The sequence below is a fragment of the Streptomyces sp. YIM 130001 genome, assembly GCF_003574445.1.
In the GTDB taxonomy this organism is placed as follows: Bacteria; Actinomycetota; Actinomycetes; order Streptomycetales; family Streptomycetaceae; genus Streptomyces.
The window spans coordinates 40,692-57,457 of record NZ_KZ984560.1 but is presented as its reverse complement, the minus strand read 5'-3'; the positions used below and the strand labels follow the sequence as shown (position 1 = coordinate 57,457).

At 72.9% G+C, this 16,766-nt stretch carries 12 protein-coding genes and 1 pseudogene; 9 read left to right on the top strand and 4 right to left on the bottom strand.

What is annotated here, in order from left to right:
• Positions 1-343: 343 nt before the first annotated feature.
• Positions 344-1,516, bottom strand: a pseudogene (locus DSC45_RS22745) (sensor histidine kinase); the annotation flags it as partial.
• Positions 1,517-1,840: 324 nt separating this feature from the next.
• Here DSC45_RS22745 and nshR point away from each other — a divergent pair.
• The 4 genes from nshR (at position 1,841) to DSC45_RS22725 (ending at position 7,108) form a co-directional block, all read left to right on the top strand.
• On the top strand, positions 1,841-2,647 hold the full coding sequence (gene nshR, locus DSC45_RS22740) for an NshR/TsnR family 23S rRNA methyltransferase (protein WP_119293773.1): 807 nt from the start codon (positions 1,841-1,843) through the stop codon (positions 2,645-2,647).
• Between the two features lie 484 nt (positions 2,648-3,131).
• Positions 3,132-3,689, top strand: coding sequence for a GlcG/HbpS family heme-binding protein (locus DSC45_RS22735; protein WP_119293772.1), 558 nt, complete (start codon positions 3,132-3,134; stop codon positions 3,687-3,689).
• A gap of 141 nt (positions 3,690-3,830) precedes the next feature.
• Complete coding sequence (locus tag DSC45_RS22730; RefSeq protein WP_240434782.1) at positions 3,831-5,105, top strand: YncE family protein; 1,275 nt, start codon at positions 3,831-3,833, stop codon at positions 5,103-5,105.
• Positions 5,106-5,617: 512 nt separating this feature from the next.
• Positions 5,618-7,108: a M1 family metallopeptidase gene (locus DSC45_RS22725; protein ID WP_119293771.1), complete on the top strand. Its 1,491-nt coding sequence runs from the start codon at positions 5,618-5,620 to the stop codon at positions 7,106-7,108.
• A 128-nt stretch (positions 7,109-7,236) separates the two neighbouring features.
• On the opposite strand, the gene DSC45_RS22720 is transcribed toward DSC45_RS22725, so the two are convergent.
• The gene (locus DSC45_RS22720; RefSeq protein WP_119293770.1) at positions 7,237-7,812 is read right to left on the bottom strand and encodes a TerD family protein; all 576 of its coding nucleotides are present in this window, start codon (positions 7,810-7,812) and stop codon (positions 7,237-7,239) included.
• A 271-nt stretch (positions 7,813-8,083) separates the two neighbouring features.
• On the opposite strand from DSC45_RS22720, the gene DSC45_RS22715 reads away from it, so the two are divergent.
• From DSC45_RS22715 to DSC45_RS22690, 5 genes are all read left to right on the top strand, one after another.
• Positions 8,084-9,130, top strand: coding sequence for an ROK family protein (locus DSC45_RS22715; protein WP_119293769.1), 1,047 nt, complete (start codon positions 8,084-8,086; stop codon positions 9,128-9,130).
• Positions 9,130-10,284 (top strand): N-acetylglucosamine-6-phosphate deacetylase, encoded by a 1,155-nt coding sequence (gene nagA, locus DSC45_RS22710; RefSeq protein WP_119293768.1) that lies wholly within the window; start codon positions 9,130-9,132, stop codon positions 10,282-10,284. The genes DSC45_RS22715 and nagA overlap by 1 nt, the downstream gene beginning before the upstream one ends.
• A gap of 120 nt (positions 10,285-10,404) precedes the next feature.
• On the top strand, positions 10,405-10,962 hold the full coding sequence (locus DSC45_RS22705) for a hypothetical protein (RefSeq protein ID WP_162929305.1): 558 nt from the start codon (positions 10,405-10,407) through the stop codon (positions 10,960-10,962).
• An 830-nt stretch (positions 10,963-11,792) separates the two neighbouring features.
• The gene (locus DSC45_RS22695; protein WP_119293938.1) at positions 11,793-12,827 is read left to right on the top strand and encodes a 1-phosphofructokinase family hexose kinase; all 1,035 of its coding nucleotides are present in this window, start codon (positions 11,793-11,795) and stop codon (positions 12,825-12,827) included.
• Positions 12,828-12,861: 34 nt separating this feature from the next.
• Positions 12,862-13,716, top strand: a complete 855-nt coding sequence (locus tag DSC45_RS22690) for a class II fructose-bisphosphate aldolase (protein ID WP_119293765.1) — start codon at positions 12,862-12,864, stop codon at positions 13,714-13,716.
• Positions 13,717-13,763: 47 nt separating this feature from the next.
• Here the strand turns inward: DSC45_RS22690 and DSC45_RS22685 are convergent, their stop codons facing one another.
• Both DSC45_RS22685 and cdgB read right to left on the bottom strand, forming a co-directional pair.
• The gene (locus tag DSC45_RS22685; protein WP_119293764.1) at positions 13,764-14,741 is read right to left on the bottom strand and encodes a carbohydrate-binding protein; all 978 of its coding nucleotides are present in this window, start codon (positions 14,739-14,741) and stop codon (positions 13,764-13,766) included.
• Between the two features lie 166 nt (positions 14,742-14,907).
• Positions 14,908-16,569, bottom strand: a complete 1,662-nt coding sequence (gene cdgB / locus DSC45_RS22680) for a diguanylate cyclase CdgB (protein ID WP_119293763.1) — start codon at positions 16,567-16,569, stop codon at positions 14,908-14,910.
• Positions 16,570-16,766 lie beyond the last annotated feature (197 nt).

Sequence of the window (16,766 nt, the reverse complement as noted above, 5' to 3'; positions counted from 1 at the left end):
GGATGGGTACCGGGCCGGGGTGCCGGGTCCGGGGTGGCGGTCACGGGGTCTCCTTGGGCGGGGTGGCCGGGGCCTGCGGGGTCGAGTGGGGCTCGGTGGCGGGTGGTGCGGGTGGTGCGGGTGGTGCGGGTGCCTGGGCGGGAGGGTGGCCCGGGGCCGCCGGGTGTGGTCGTCGGGACGATCGTGGCCCGGACGGTGCGGCTGCGGCGGAGGCACCGGGCCGGATGCCGGGGGAGGGAGCGGCCCGCGGGTCGGACGCGTCGCGGTCGGTGGCGGTGGCGGTGGCGGTGGCGGTGGCGGTCGGCGTGGGCTGCTCGGCGTGGGCCGAAGAGGTCCGGGCTTCCAGGGGAACCGTCGCCGACACGAACGTCCCCTCGCCGGGCCGTGACTCGACCGTCAGCGCTCCGCCCAACTGCCGTACCCGGGCCCGCATCGCGGGGAGTCCGTGACCGCGGGAGGCGCCGGACGGCGGGGCCTCGTGCCGCGCGCCGGATGCGGCGGTGTCCCCGGCAGCGTCCCGGTCGGCCGCGGCCCTCTGGTCCGGCCGGGGCCCCGGCTCGAACCCGCGGCCGTCGTCCGCGACGTCGAGGATCACCTGGTCGTCCAGATAGCTGAGCGTCAGCGCCGCGAAACGGGCGTCCGCGTGCTCCCGTACGTTCGCCAGCGCACCCTGCGCGATCCGGAGCAGCGCGGACTGCACGCGCTCGGGCAGCGCGACGGACGCGCCGTCCACCCGTACCTGCACGGTCAGCGGGGCGACGTCCGCGCGCCGGGACGCGCCGACGGTGGCCGACTCGCGCTCGGCCAGCGCCCGCAGCGCCGCTTCGAGGCCACCGCCCTCGGCCAGGTCGGCGGGCGCCAGGTCGTGGACGAAGCGGCGCGCCTCGGCGAGATTCCGCTCGGCGAACGACTCCGCCGTACGGACATGGGCCCGCGCCTTGGCCGGATCGCTGTCCCACACCCGGTCGGCGGCCTGGAGCAGCATCTGCTGGCTGGTCAGGCCCTGCGCCAGGGAGTCGTGGATCTCCATGGCGAGGCGCTGGCGTTCGGCGAGGGTGCCCTCGCGGCGTTCGGTGGCGGCGATCCGCTGCGACTGGCGCTGCGTGTGCACGAACACCGCGAGCGCGATCGCGGCCACCGCGGGCGGCGCGACGATCAGATTCAGATCGACCCCGGAGAGCCGCACCTGAGCGCCCACCACGAACGCGGTGAGTACCGCGACCAGGACGAGCGCGGCCCGTTGGGGCAGGGTGCGCAGGCCCGAGTAGAAAAGCGGCACCGCGCACCAGGCGAAGCTCGGTGCGAGCAGTACGAGGACCAGCCACGCGCCGACCACGGCACCGAGCCAGACGAGACGTCGCCGGGATGGCGCGTTGCCGAGGGCCGGGCCGAGTACGTAGAGCATCGCCAGGAGCGTGGAGACGACGATCACCCAGCCGGTGGCCGGGGCGCCGGGGTGCCGGATGAGGTAGCGGCCCAGCGAGGCCGCGAGCAGCAGGAAGAACGCCGTGTGCATGACGGCGGTCAGCCAGCGCGGGTCGGCTCCCGCCGTCGGGGCGGTGTCCGCCGTGGCCGGCGTAGCACCCGCTGCTCTCGCAGGGGACGTGTCGGGCCCCGAGCGCTGCCTCGGGTCGCGGTCCGCCACGGTGGTTCCTCACGTCGTTCGATGGGCCGGTTCCGGGACGCCCGGTGCTTCGGGCCTGCGCCGTCCGCTCGGACCGGCCCGGAGACCGCGTCTCCCAGTCTCCCCCGGAGGGGGTCCGCACGGCGCAACGGGACGCTCCGACCGGCGGCCACCTGCGGATTCGGGCGGCCCCGCGATCGGCGATAGGGTGCCGCCATGGTCAGCCTCGACGTCATCACCAACCGGTCCGATCCCGCCGTACAGAGGATCGTGGACGTCACGAAGCCCTCCCGTTCCGTGGTCAAGACGGCGCTGATCGAGGACCCGGAGCCGCTGCTGCAGAGCATCCGCGCGGGTCTCGACTTCATCGAGGTGTACGGCCTGGAGTCCGTCCCGCTGCCGAACGAGCTGCTCGATGCCTGCCAGGAACGGAACATCCCGGTCCGGCTGATCGGCACCGCTGTCGTCAACCAGATCTTCAAGGGCGACAAGAAGCCCAAGGCCTTCGGCATCGTCCGCGTCCCGAAGGCTCGCGGCTTCGCCGATCTGGCCGAGACGACCGGCGACCTGATCATCCTGGACGGCGTGAAGATCGTCGGGAACATCGGCGCCATCGTGCGCACCGCCTTCGCCCTCGGGGCCGGCGGCATCGTCCTGGTGGACAGCGACCTCGGCACGGTCGCCGACCGCCGCCTGGTCCGGGCGAGCCGGGGGTACGTGTTCTCGCTCCCCGTCGTCCTCGCCTCGCGGGAGGAGGCGGTCGCCGCGCTGCGCGACGCGGGCACGCGGCTCGTCGCCTTCCAGGCCGACGGCGAGCTCGCCGTACGCGATCTGCACGACACCGAAGGACGCCTCGCGCTGCTCTTCGGCAGCGAGAAGACCGGGATGTCGGACGACTTCGAGGGCCTCACGGCCGACTCGGTCTCCATCCCGATCAATCCTGCCGCGGAGTCGCTCAACGTCTCGGTCTCCGCCGCTATCGCGCTCCACGAGCGCGCGCACCGGAACCTGCCCGCGCGGTAGGCGCAGGCTCCGGTCTTCCTCTCGCCCTCTCGTCCTCTCGCCCTCCCGTCCTCCGGGGGCGGTGCCCCGCTCCGTAGGCCGCTCCGTGGTCCCGTCGCCCTCGCTGGGTGGCGGGACCGCTTCCGTACGCCCGTGACGTGCCCGGGTTTCGCCTGGTCAGGCGTGCCCGGGTGCCGCGCGTAGCCCCGGTCCGCGATCGTCCGCACCCGCTGGGCCCCGCCGCGCATCAACCGATCGGACGACACCCCTGTCCACCGAGTCGCGCGCGGAGCGCAGCCGGTACGTCGAGGGGTCGGGCCCGGTTCCGGGCCGAGCATGGAGGCAGAGCAAGAAACCGCTCGGCCGGACCGGGCCGCCGTGGTCCGACCGGATCCGGTGAACCCCCACCGGACCACGGCGATCCCGATCCGATCCCGATCCGATCCCGATCCGATCGTCGCGCCCGGTGCCGAGTCACCGCCTACACAGACCCAGGAGCTCCACCGTGAAGAAGCTGTCCCTGCGCACCCGTGTCATCACCGGTACCGTCGCCGTCGCCGCCCTCGGCGCGGGCACCTTCGGCGCTGTCTCGGCGAGCGCCTCCGCCCCCGAGGCCGCCGCCCCCGCCGCCGTCGAGGCCGACGCGTCGAACAAGAACCTGCAGCAGTCCACCCACCTGACGGCCGCCGCCGCGCAGAAGGCCGCGCAGGCCACCCTCGACGCCGCGAAGAAGGAGAACCAGCGCGTCTCCGTCGCCGTCGTCGACCGCAACGGCAACACCGTCCTGACCGTCCGTGGCGACGGCGCCGGCCCGCAGTCCTACGAGGCCGCCGAGAAGAAGGCGTTCACCGCCGTCTCCTGGAACGCCCCGACCTCCGAGCTGACCAAGCGCCTCGAGGACGCCCCGACCCTGAAGGACATCCCGGGCACCCTCTTCCTCGCCGGTGGCGCCCCGGTCGCCGCCAAGGACGCCCCGATCGCCGGCATCGGCGTCGCCGGTGCGCCCAGCGGCGACCTGGACGAGAAGTTCGCCCAGGCCGGCGTCGCGGCGCTCGGCAAGTAACACCCCCGCAGCACGCCGCGGTACCTCCGCGGCACCGGAGCACCCGCAGCACTCCCGCCGTACCCGGGAGTGCTGCGGCGCAGGACGGCATGGCTGGACGGCGCCGGCGCGGCATGCCGGCCGGCACACAGGAGGGGCACGGTGACGATCATGCGTACTACGGCGCGCAACGGAACCCGTACGGCGACGCGAACCGCAACGCACGGCGAGACGCGCGCGCCGGCACGCGGGACGCGGACCGGCGCCGTGCGGTCGCGGGTGGTCAGGGCCGCCGGCATCGTCACCGCGGCCCTCCTCGCCGCGGCCGGCTGTTCGGCGGGCGCGGACGGGGCCGGCTCCGAGGCCGCCGACCGCCGCACCGGCACACCCGCCACGACCGAACGCGCCGACGCCGACCGCACCACCGGCGGCCCGACGCGCACTCCCGACGGAACCCTGCTGCTCACCGACTTCGGTTCGGACACCGTCACCTTCGCCGACCCCGCCGAGGGCAAGGGCGCCTTCGACACCGTCGAGGTCGGCACCGCCCCCTACGGGCTCGTCGTCGGCGACGACGGACGCGCCTGGGTGGCGACCGCCGAGGGCGTCGCCGTCGTCGACACCGAGAAGCGCACCCGCATCGACCGCATCCCGTACGAGACCGAGACCGGCCCCGTCACCACGGGCGAGTACCGCGGCGGCGGCATGGGCATCGCCCTCGCGCCGGACGGCAAGCACGTCTACGTCGGCGTCAACGTCCCCGACGGCAATGGTGCCCTGGAGATCATCGACACCGGCACCCGCAAGGTCACCGACACCGTCGAGACCGGCCGCCGCCCCTTCGACGTGGACGTCTCCCGAGACGGCTCCGAGGTCTACGCGACCAACCACGACTCCTTCGACGTCACCGCCGTACGCACCGACACCTTGAAGACCCGCCGCTTCGAGGTCGCCCCCTACGGAACCGAGGGAGGACTCGGCTCGTGGCTCAAGCCGCACTATGCGGCCGTGCGCGACGACGGCCGACTGCTGCTGCCCTTCGAGGGCGAACGCCTCGCCGTACTCGATCCCCGCACCGGCGACGTCGACATCGAACCCATGACGGCCGACACCCACCAGCACGGCGCCCGACTGACGCCCGACGGCACCCTCCTCGCGGTCGGCACCGGGCCCATCAACCCTGCCGAGGACGAGGGTCCCTCCCTCACCGTCCGGGGCCCCGACGGCGACGAGCGGGTGATCCCGCTGGAAAGCCCGCACGAGGACGTGGCCGTGTCCCCGGACGGCGGTACGGCGTATGTGACCGGTGGCTTCACCCGCGACGGCTACTGGGACGGTGTCACCGTCGTCGACCTGGCGAGCGGCGACACCCGCCGCCTCCCGGCCGGCCACCGCCCCCTGGGCGCCGCGGTCCTGGGCGTCCCCGGGTCCGCCTGATCCCTCCGGGCCCAACTCCCGCCCCGCGCCCACCGGTTCATGCCCGCGCGGCGCACTTCAAACCGAGAGCGGTGCTCTCTCCCCCCGGGAGAGCACCGCTCTCTTCTGTGACGGCTGCTCTCGGTCGTGAGCGGTGCTCCGCGCGTGGAGTGGCCGTCTTGTTCGGGAGCGGCGGTCGCCTGGTGGAGTGGAGCACTGTTCTCGCCTGCGACGGCTGCTCTGGGAATGGAGCGGTGCTCTGGGAGTGGAGCGGTGCTCTCGGAATGGAGGCGGTGCTCTCTGCGTGAAGCGGTGCTCTCGCTAGCGAGCGGTGCTTCACGGAGAGAGCAGTGCTCTCACTTGAGATCACCGCTCTCCGGGTGGAGCAGTGATGCCTCCATTCCGAGAGCACGGCTCTCTTCGCGGATCGCCGCTCTCACCCCAGCGCCGCTCTCACCCCAGCGCCGCTCTCATCCCGGAGAACCGCCCTCGGAGGAGCGGCACCGCGCTCGTGCCGCGCCTACGATCGCGGGATGCCGATCCGTACGGCCCTCGTGCCGCCCGTGACCTCCGCGTTCACCGTCGTCCCGGTCTTCGTCGTGGTGTCCGCCTTGCTCCTCTCCGGGTGCGGCGGTCCCGGTGGTGAGGGCAAGCCGGGGGCCGCGGGGGTGGACGACCCGTACTTCCCGCGGCTGGGCAACGGCGGGTACGACGTACGGCACTACGGACTCACGCTCGACTACGACCCCGAGTCCGGGCGGCTCGAAGGGGAGGCCGAGGTGACGGCGCGGGCGACGCAGGACCTGAGCGCGTTCAACCTGGATCTCCTCGGTATGACCGTCCGCACCGTCACCGTCGACGGCAAGAAGGCGGCCGTGAGCCGCACCGGCCAGGAGTTGACCGTGCGGCCACCGGGCGACATCGCGGACGGGGCGAAGTTCGTCACGAAGGTCAGGTACCGGGGCAAACCGCGGACGGTCACGGACGAGGACGATTCGCAGGAGGGCTGGCTGCCCACCGAGGACGGAGCCCTGGCCCTCGGCGAACCCACCGGCTCCATGACGTGGTTCCCCGGCAACCACCACCCCTCGGACAAGGCGTCCTACGACATCGAGGTCACCGTCCCCAAGGGCCTGAAGGCCGTCTCGAACGGGGAGTTGAAGGGCGAGCGCAACCACGGCGGGAACACCACCTTCACCTGGCGGAGTGCCGAGCCGATGGCGAGCTATCTCGCCACGGTGGCCGTCGGCGACTTCGAGACGAAGCAGTACGCCATCGAGCGGCGGGGCGGCAAGCGGGACGCGAACGGTTCCGGAACGCGGTCCCGGCTGCCCGTGTACACCGCGGTCGAGCGTTCCCAGGTGGCCGGCAGCCGCAAGGTCCTCGGCCGGCTCGAGGAGGTCGTGCGCTGGCAGGAGGGGGTGTTCGGGCCGTATCCGTTCGGCTCGGCGGGCGCGGTCGTCGGGCGGGCGCAGGAGGCGGGTTACGCCCTGGAGACGCAGACGAGGCCGGTCTATCCGGGGCCGCCGGAGGTCGAGTTGGTGGTGCACGAGATGGCCCACCAGTGGTACGGCAACTCCGTGACGCCGAAGACCTGGCGCGACCTGTGGCTGAACGAGGGCTTCGCGACCTACGCCGAGTGGCTCTGGGAGGAGGAGCACGGCGGCGACTCCGCCGAGGAGACCTTCCAGGCGCTCTACTCGGGCGACTTCACCGACGACCCGGACGAGCGCGAGAACCTGTGGGCCTTCCCCCCGGCCCAACCTCCCTCAGGCGACCGGCTCTTCGACAGCCCCGTCTACGAACGCGGGGCGATGGTGCTGCACAAGGTGCGGCAGACCGTGGGGGACAAGGCGTTCCGCACGCTGCTCCGCGGCTGGGCCTCGAGCCGCCGTCACGGAAACGCGAGTACCGCGGACTTCACCGCCTACGCCGAGAAGCAGGCCGGCGCCGGCCACCGCGCGGCACTCCGCTCGATCTGGAAGACCTGGCTGAACGGCGACGGCAGACCGGCGAAGCCGTAGCGGCCCGGCGCCGCACGCACGGAACAACTCGCTCCGGCGCCACACGCGATGAGCGTCGCTGCGGCGCGCACGCAACGAACCCCGGCCCAGGAGGCCGGGGTTCGTTGTCGAAACGGTGGGGCGACGGGTCAGAGGTTGACGCCGAAGTCCTGGGCGATGCCCGAGAGGCCGGAGGCGTAACCCTGGCCGACGGCGCGGAACTTCCACTCCGCGCCGTTGCGGTAGAGCTCGCCGAAGACCATGGCGGTCTCGGTGGCCGCGTCCTCGCTCAGGTCGTAGCGGGCGATCTCGGCGCCGCCGGCCTGGTTGATGATGCGGATGTACGCGTTACGCACCTGGCCGAAGTTCTGCGTGCGGGTCTCGGCGTCGTAGATCGAGACCGGGAAGACGATCTTGTCGATCTCCGCGGGCAGGCCTTCCAGGTTGACGTTGATCGCCTCGTCGTCGCCGTCGCCCTCGCCGGTGCGGTTGTCACCGGTGTGGACGATGGTCTGGTCCGGCGTCGCCTTGTTGTTGAAGAAGACGAAGTGGCCGTCGGAGTAGACCTTGCCGTCCGCCTTGACCGCGATGGCCGAGGCGTCGAGGTCGAAGTCCGTACCGGTGGTGGTGCGGACGTCCCAGCCGAGGCCGACCGTGACGGCGGTGAGGCCGGGTGCCTCCTTCGTGAGCGAGACGTTGCCGCCCTTGGACAGGCTTACAGCCATGGAAGTCCCTTCCCCTTAGGTTCGCGCGGGCTTCGTACTGTGGACGAAGCTACCGTCACTCTCCCTAACGCCCATCACGGTCCGCCAGGTTCCGGCCGCCTTTGCTTTCTTTGCCTTATTTCTGGGGCGGGAGAGATCCCGGACGGGGGCGTGTTCGGCTGCCTGGGCAATCCGAGGTGGGCACCGCCGTCGTCTTTGCGCGGCAACTTGCGCGGCAAGTGGACCAGAAAGTGGACTAGACCTTTCGTCGCTTCTCGCAGACACTGTCCCCGTGAGACACGTCATCGCCCTTGATGTGGGCGGCACCGGGATGAAGGCCGCCCTGGTCGGGGCGGACGGCGCGCTGCTGCACGAGGCCCGCCGGGCGACCGGCCGAGAGCACGGCGCGGACGCGGTCGTGGAGAACATCCTCGCCTTCGCCGCCGAACTGCGCCGAGTCGGCGAGGAACGCTTCGGCGTCCCGGCCGAGGCGGCCGGCGTCGCGGTGCCCGGCATCATCGACGCCGAACAGGGCATCGCCGTCTTCGCGGCCAATCTGGGCTGGCGCGACGTCCCCCTGCGCCGCCTGCTCTCCGAGCGCATCGGCGTACCCGTCGCACTCGGCCACGACGTACGCACCGGGGGCCTCGCCGAGGGGCGGCTCGGAGCCGGCCGCGGCGCGGACCGCTTCCTCTTCCTGGCGCTCGGCACGGGCATCGCGGGCGCGATCGGCATCGACGGCCGGGTCGAGCCGGGGGCGCACGGCTCCGCGGGCGAGATCGGCCACGTCGTCGTACGTCCCGACGGACCGCCCTGCGGCTGCGGGCAGCACGGCTGCCTCGAGCGGCTCGCCTCCGCCTCCGCCGTCACCGAGGCCTGGGCGGCCGCGAGCGGTGATCCGGAAGCCGACGCGGCGGACTGCGCGAAGGCGGTGGACTCGGGCGACCCGCGGGCCGTCGCCGTCTGGCAGCAGGCCGTGGGCGCGCTCGCCGACGGTCTGGTCACCGCCCTCACCCTGCTCGACCCCCGGACGCTGATCATCGGTGGCGGGCTTGCCGAAGCCGGGGAAACCTTGTTCGTACCGCTGCGGGCGGCGGTCGAGGAGCGCATCACGTTCCAGCCGCTGCCCGGCATCGTGCCCGCAGCTCTCGGGGACACCGCCGGCTGTCTCGGCGCGGGTCTGCTCGCCTGGGACCTGCTCGCGGCGGCGGAAGCGGCGACCGACGCCACCGGGGCGGCGATCGCCACGGCGAGGGAACCCGTCCCCGGGGCACCCGAGTCCGTACCCGACGACCGGCCCGGCACCGACCCACGACCGTCCACGGAGGTATCCACCTGATGGCCCCACGCAAGGTACTCACCGGCGCCCGTGTGGTGCTGCCCACCGGCACGGTCACGGACGGACGTGTGATCGTCGACGAGTCGGGCCGCATCGCCGGGCACGCCGCGGAGGGGGCCCCCGCCCTCGACCTGTCGGGCCATTGGATCGTCCCCGGCTTCGTGGACATTCACAATCACGGCGGCGGTGGCGGCTCCTTCACCTCCGGCACCGTGGACGAGGTGCTCACCGGCGTGCGCACCCACCGCGAGCACGGCACCACCACGGTCGTCGCCTCCACCGTCACCGGGGACATGGACTTCCTCGCGCAGCGGGCGGGCTTCCTGTCGGAGCTGACCGAGCAGGGTGAGATCGCGGGCATCCACTTCGAGGGTCCGTTCATCTCGCCGTGCCGCAAGGGCGCGCACAGCGAGGAACTGCTGCGCGACCCCGACCCGGCCGAGGTCAGGAAGCTGCTCGACGCGGCGCGCGGCGCGGCCCGGATGGTCACGCTCGCCCCCGAGATGGCCGGCGGTATCGACTCCGTACGGCTGCTCGCCGAGCACGGGGTGATCGCCGCGGTCGGACACACGGACGCGACGTACGAGCAGACGGCCGAGGCGATCGAGGCCGGCGCCACCGTGGCGACCCACCTGTTCAACGCGATGCCCGCGCTCGGGCACCGGGCGCCGGGGCCGATCGCCGCGCTGCTCGAGGACGAGCGGGTGACGGTCGAGCTGATCAACGACGGTACGCATCTGCATCCCGCCGCCCTCGAGCTCGCCTTCCACCACGCGGGCCCCGACCGGGTCGCCTTCATCACGGACGCGATGGACGCGGCCGGGTTCGGCGACGGGCGCTACATGCTCGGCCCGCTCGAGGTCGAGGTGAAGGACAGCGTCGCGCGGCTCGTGGAGGGCGGCTCGATCGCCGGATCCACGCTCACCCTGGACCGGGCGTTCAAGCGGGCGGTGACGGTCGACCGGATCCCGCCGGGCGACGTCGTCCGCGCCATCTCGGAGAACCCGGCGAGGCTGCTCGGTGCCTTCGACCGCGTCGGCTCCCTCGAGCCCGGCAAGGACGCCGATCTGGTCGTCCTGGACGCGGAGTTCGACGTCAAGGGCGTCATGCGCAAGGGCGAGTGGATCGTGGAGCCCGCGGCGGCGACCGTTTAGGAGAACGCCCGGGAGACACCCGTCCGGGCAGCCGCCGGACGGTGCGCGATCGCTGCCCCGAGAACCGCCGTGCCGAAGCGGGGCCTCCGCGCCGGTGAACCGCGCGGAACGAGGGTGGCCGTGTTCCCACGCCGGGAACTGCCGGGTGAACTGGGCGGGGCGCTGCGGGTGTTCCGGCCGCATCGCGTCGCGGGGTGGATCCTGCCGGGGGTGCCCGCCGTCCCGCTCGTGCTGCTCGCCGCCGTCGGGCCGCCCGGGCCGCCGGTGGGTCTCGGGACGCTGCTTCTGCTGGGAGTGCCGCCGCTCCACGGCTTCGCCGAGTGGTTCCTTCGGCAGCACCGGGTGCACGAACACGGGCTCGTACCGCGGACCGAACGGCACGGCACCTACACGTACGTGATCCCCTTCGCCGCCATCGACGCGGACAGCAGCGCCGTCTTCCCGCGGACGCGGATCGACCGCGATGACGCCTGGGCGGAGCGTGCCTCTCTGCGGTGGCGGCACAATCCCCTCCTCGGGCACCCCCTCCTCGGGCACCCCCTCCTCGGACACCCCCTCCTCGGGCACGCCGTCGCCTTCACCGCGCTCGATCCGGACCGGTCCTGCCGACCGGCCGAGCACCGCATCCCTCGGAGCGCCCCCGCCCCCGCCCACGCCCACGCGGAGGCGGGGCGGTGAGAGCGCCGACGGGAAAACAGCGCGCGGGACCCGGAGGCGCTGCGCAGCCGGCTTGAGGCAGCCGTCGACCACACCACGCGCCAGCCGCCTCCAGAACCCTGATCCCGGCCCCCGCACGGGACTTGGCCTCGTACGCGGGCTCGGTGGCGCGCCGCAGCCGGCCGTCGCGCAGGGCGACCCCGCCGTCGTGCCGGGCCCGGTCGCGGGGTTCGTCGAGTCGTCCGAGTTCGTCGGGTCGTTCGTCCGTGCGCTCATGCCGTATGTACACCGCTCGCGCCCGATCGGTTCCCGATCCGCCTCTGACCGCCACCGGTCGGCTCCCGATCGGTTCCCGATCCGCCTCTGACCGCCACCGGTCGGCTCCCGATCGGTTCCCGATCCGCCTCTGACCGCCACCGGTCGGCTCCCGATCGGTTCCCGATCCGCCTCTGACCGCGACCGGTGGGCTCCCGACCGGTTCCCGATCCGCCTCTGACCGCCACCGATGGGCTCCCGACCGGCCCCCGATCCGCCCCTGACCGCCACCGATCGGCTCCCGATCCGCCCCTGACCGCCCCCGACCGCCACCGATCGGCCCCCGACTGGCCCCCCGATCCGCCCCGACCGCCACCGACTCTCCCGCCCAGCTCCTGATCCACGCAGCCCTCGGGCCCACGCTCCGGCCCCCGCCCCGACCCCGCTCCCCGACCCCACCCACCGGACATCCCGTCCGGACCACCCCAAGACGTACGTAACCCAAGGTGGTTGGGGCCAAGGGGCTGGGCCGCGGGCCCAGGATTTGGCATGATCAGAATGGTGTACGCACAGACGTCCTACCGGGGGTGGCACCCGTGATCCTCACGGTCACACTGAACACCGCCCTGGACATCACCTACCGCGTCCCACGCCTGACCCCGCACGCCAGCCACCGGGTCACCGCCGTCACCGAACGACCCGGCGGCAAGGGCCTCAACGTGGCCCGCGTGCTGGCCGCCCTCGGTCACGAGGTGACCGTCACCGGCTTCGCGGGCGGCACCACCGGCGAGACCCTGAGATCCCTCCTCGCCGACGACGCGAAAGGCGGCAGCGGCCACGGCGACCCGCAAGGCCGCAACGGCGCCGCTCCCAAGAGCCACAACCACCCCGAACCCCCCACACCCCGATCAACAGCCCTCACGGACGCCCTGATCCCCACCTCCGGCACAACGCGCCGCACAGTGGCGGTGGTGGACGGCGAGACCGGCGACACCACCCAGCTCAACGAGCCCGGCCCCCTGATCTCCTCCGAGGAATGGAACGCCCTCCTCGGCGCCTGCCGCGACCTGCTCCCCTCCGCCTCCGCGGTCGCCCTCTGCGGCAGCCTGCCGCCGGGCGTACCCGTAGGCGCGTACGCCCACCTCGTGCGCGCCGCCCGCGCGATGGACGTTCCGGTGCTCCTGGACACCAGCGGCGCACCCCTGCGCCGAGGTATCGCAGCCCGTCCCGACCTGATCAAGCCGAACGCCGCCGAGCTGGCCGAACTCACCGGCCACCACGAGCCGTTGCGCGCCGTCCGGGACGCCCGCAGGCGCGGCGCCCACGGCGTCGTCGCCTCACTCGGCGCGGACGGCCTCCTCGCCGTGACCCCCGAAGGGGGCTGGCGCGCAGCACCCCCGGCTCCCGTACGCGGAAACCCCACCGGCGCCGGCGACTCCGCGGTCGCCGCACTGCTGGCAGGCATCGCCCGGGGCGACGACTGGCCCGCCCGTCTGAGTAGCGCCGTCGCCCTGTCCGCGGCCACCGTCGCGGCCCCCGTGGCAGGCGAGTTCGACCGCTCCACCTACGTGGAGCTGCACCCCCGAGTCACCGTCACGGAGGTGGCCACCGTGCCGCCCTCCGCCCCCTGAGCGCCGCCCTCGAACCCCGGAAAGCGCAGGACCCATGCCGCAGACGTCCACCGCCGAACTCATCGACGAGGCCGGCGAGAAGGGCACCGCCGTCGCCGCCTTCAACGTCATCACGCTGGAGCACGCCGAAGCCGTCGCGGCCGGCGCGGAGCGGGCCGGATCCCCGGCCATCCTGCAGATATCCGAGAACGCGGTGAAGTTCCACGGCGGCAGCATCCAGGCGGTCACCGCCGCCACCGCCGCCGTCGCCCGCGTCTCCTCCGCCCGCCTCGCGCTGCACCTGGACCACGTGGTCTCCGCGGACCTGCTGACCGCCGCGTTCGACGCGGGCTACGGCTCGGTCATGGTCGACGCCTCGAAGCTCGCCTACGAGGACAACGTACGGGCCACCGCAGACGCCGTACGCCGCGGTCACGAGCGCGGTGTGTGGATCGAGGCCGAACTCGGCCGCGTGGGCGGCAAGGAGGGTGAGCCGGCTCTCGACGCACACGCTCCCGGAGTCCGTACGGATCCCGCCGAGGCCGCCGCCTACGTGGCCGCCACCGGCGTCGACGCCCTGGCCGTCGCCGTCGGCTCCTCGCACGCGATGACGGAACGCACGGCGGCCCTCGACCACGAACTGATCGCGGCCCTGCGCGACGCCGTCCCGGTCCCGCTGGTGCTGCACGGCTCAAGTGGCGTACCGGACACGGAGATCCGCCGCGCGGTCGCCGCCGGCATGGTGAAGATCAATGTGGGCACGGCCCTCAACACGGCCTTCACGGGCGAGGTGCGGGCGTTCCTCGCCGCCCACCCCACGACCGTCGACCCCCGCAAGTACCTCGTCCCGGCCCGCGAGGCGATGGCCGGGACGGTCGCCCACTTCCTGGGACTGCTCGCAGGCAGCTGAACGGGCGGTCGCGGACTCGGTGGCCGCCGACCGCCGCCCGGCGCGGGTCAGCTCTTCGGCCAGCCCTTCACGAGCCAGACCTGGTCGAGGTCGGCCTCGCACTTGTCGCCCTCTTCGCAGGAGACCTTGAGGGTGTTGGTGCCCTTGGTGAGGGTGACGTTCGCGAAGGTGCGGGTCCAGCCCTTCTCCCAGTCGCCCTCCTTCGCGCCGCTGAAGTTCTTCATGTTCAGCGGGCGGGTCTGGGACTTGCCGTTGACCGTGAGGGTCGTGGAGGCGTCCTTGCCGGGCACGCTGTAGCTGACGTAGAGCGTGTACTTGCCCGCGGCGGCGATGTCGTCGACGGTCCAGGTCGCGGACGCGCCGGGGTTGTTGAGCCCTGCCACGTACACGCCGCCCGCGGACTCGGCGCCCTCGTACTCGGAGGCCGTCGTCGTACCGCCCGCGAGGGTCAGGGCCTTGGCGTCCTCCTTGGGGAGCTCCGCCTCGGGCTTGTCCTTGTCCTTGTCGTCGGCCGGGTCCTTGGGCTCGACGCTCTCGGCCGGGCCCTCGTTCTGGCCGCTCGAACCGGAGGCCTGGCCGCCCTTCTCGTCACCGTCGTCGCCCGTCGCCATCGCGACACCGATCCCGATGAGCACCGCGGCGACCACCGCGATCGCGCCGATCAGCAGCCCCTTGGTGTTCGGGCCGCCGCGGCCACGGCCGCCGGGCGCGCCCTGCCCGTACTGCGCGGGCGGCGGTCCCTGCCGGGAGCCGTCGGCAGCGCCGGGGAAGGTCTCGGGCGCCGCGTAGTGGTTCGCGCCGTACGCCTGCTGCTGCGGAGGTACCTGCCCTTGCGGGGCCTGCGGGGCGCCGTACTGGCGCTCGCCGACCGTGCGGACCTGGTTGTAGGAGCGGCTGCCGCCGGGGTAGCCGTAGCCACCGCCGCCGCTGGGCGGGGTGGCGCCGGCTGCCTGGCCGTCCGCGTACAGGTAGCCGAAGGGGTCGTCGTCCTCGGGCGTGCTCGCGCCGTTGTTGCCGGGCGTCATCCCTTGGTCACTCCTCATGCAGGTCGAGTACTGCGTCGGCAGCGCGACGCCGTGGTGCTCTGTGCAGGTGCTGTCGACGGCTCGTCGCTCTTCAATCCGGCCGAGCCTACCCGCTCCCGGCGTGCGGCACGGGGGTCGATGCCCCTGACAACGTTCTGACCTGGCCTTATCCTGCCCGCCTGTGCTGTTTGGCACGCGATCGTTTCTCGATGTACATCCGTTGGTCGGCCGACTGCAGGACTTCGTCGGCGGTCATTCCGCAGTGTGCCCAGCCGATACCGAAGCTCGCGCCGACGCGTACGGCCCGTCCGTCGACCCGGATCGGCGGGATGATCGCGCTGCGCAGCCGGACCGCGAGGTCGGCGGCGTCCGCGCGGCCGAGGCCGTCCGCGAGCACCACGAACTCGTCGCCGCCGAGCCGCGCCACCGTGTCCCCGTCCCGCACGCCGCCGGTGAGACGGCGGGCCACCTCGATGAGGACGGCGTCGCCGGTGTGGTGACCGAAGCGGTCGTTGATCGACTTGAAGCCGTCGAGGTCGCAGAAGAGCACCGCGAGCCCCTTCGTCCCGTCGTCGGTCTCGCCCTCGGGGCCGATCACGTGCACGTGGTGGTCGTAGGCGCCGAGCGGCGGCGGGGGAGTGTCGAAGCGGAAGGTGTGGCCACCGCTGTCCTGCACGGGGTCGTACGCGGACGGGGCACCGTATGCCGCGTCCAGGGCGTCGATGGCGGTCGGCTGGACGGAGAGCGGCATGCTGCACAGGCGGGCGGCGAGCCGGGAGCGGAGCTCGGCCGAGTTCGGCAGGCCGGTGAGGGAGTCGTGCGAGGCGCGGTGGGCGAGCTGCAGTTCGCGGCGCTTGCGCTCTTCGATGTCCTCGACGTGGGTGAGCAGGAAGCGCGGCCCGTCGGCCGCGTCGGCGACCACCGAGTTGCGCAGCGAGACCCACAGATAGGTGCCGTCACGGCGGACCAGGCGCAGTTCGGCCCGCCCGCCCTCGGCCGAGGTGCGCAGCAGGGTGCCGACGTCCTCGGGGTGCACCAGATCGGAGAACGAGTACCGCCGCATCGCCGAGGCGTTCCGGCCGAGGAGCCGGCACAGGGCGTCGTTGGACCGCAGGATCCGGCCGTGCTGGTCGCCGCCCATCTCGGCGATGGCCATCCCGGAGGGGGCGTACTCGAAGGCCTGCCGGAAGGACTCCTCGCTGGCACGCAGTGCCTGCTGCTCCCGCTCCAGGCGGACCAGGGCGCGCTGCATATTTGCTCGGAGGCGGGCGTTACTGATTGCAATCGCCGCCTGGAAGGCGTACATCTGCAGCGCCTCGCGGGCCCAGGCGCCGGGCAGCCGGCCGTTGCGCGGCCGGTCGACGGAGATGACGCCGAGCAGTTCGCGGCCCGCGGTCGGCGAGTACATCGGGGCGAAGAGCCGGTCGGCGGGGTGCCACTCGTCCTCGAAGCGGGGCGCCGGGCCGTCGGTGTGCCACTGCGGGACGTCGTCCTCGTCGAGCACCCAGCCCTCGGTGTGCGGGATGAACCGCAGGTCGCCCCAGGCCTCGCCCATCGCGAGGCGGCGGTCCCAGGAGCTGCGGGACCCGACCCGTCCGGTGATCAGGGCCTCTGCCGCCGGGTCGCCGGCGAAGGCGGCGATGACCAGGTCCCCGTCGGGCCGTACGAGGTTCACGCACGCCAGTCCGTAGCCGAGGCCGCTCACCATGCCGTCCGCGACGGTCTGCAGGGTGTCCGCCAGGCTCCGGGCGGTGTTCAGCTCCGCGACGGCCTGGTGCAGCTGTCGCAGGGTCGCAAGGCGGACGTAGGGCTCCGACTCGGTCTCCATGCTCGCTCTCCCCGAGACCTCGACAGCAACTCCAGGATTCGCATCGCCCGCCCGTCTGCCTCCTCCGCCCCGGGCGGAGGGCTTGCGGGCCGTCTCTTCGTACGCGGTCGGCACTCAGTCAGCACTCAGTGCCTTAGGGTCTCCGCCACTGAATCACAGTGAGCTGTACGCCCGGTACACAGGGTCAACAAATTCTG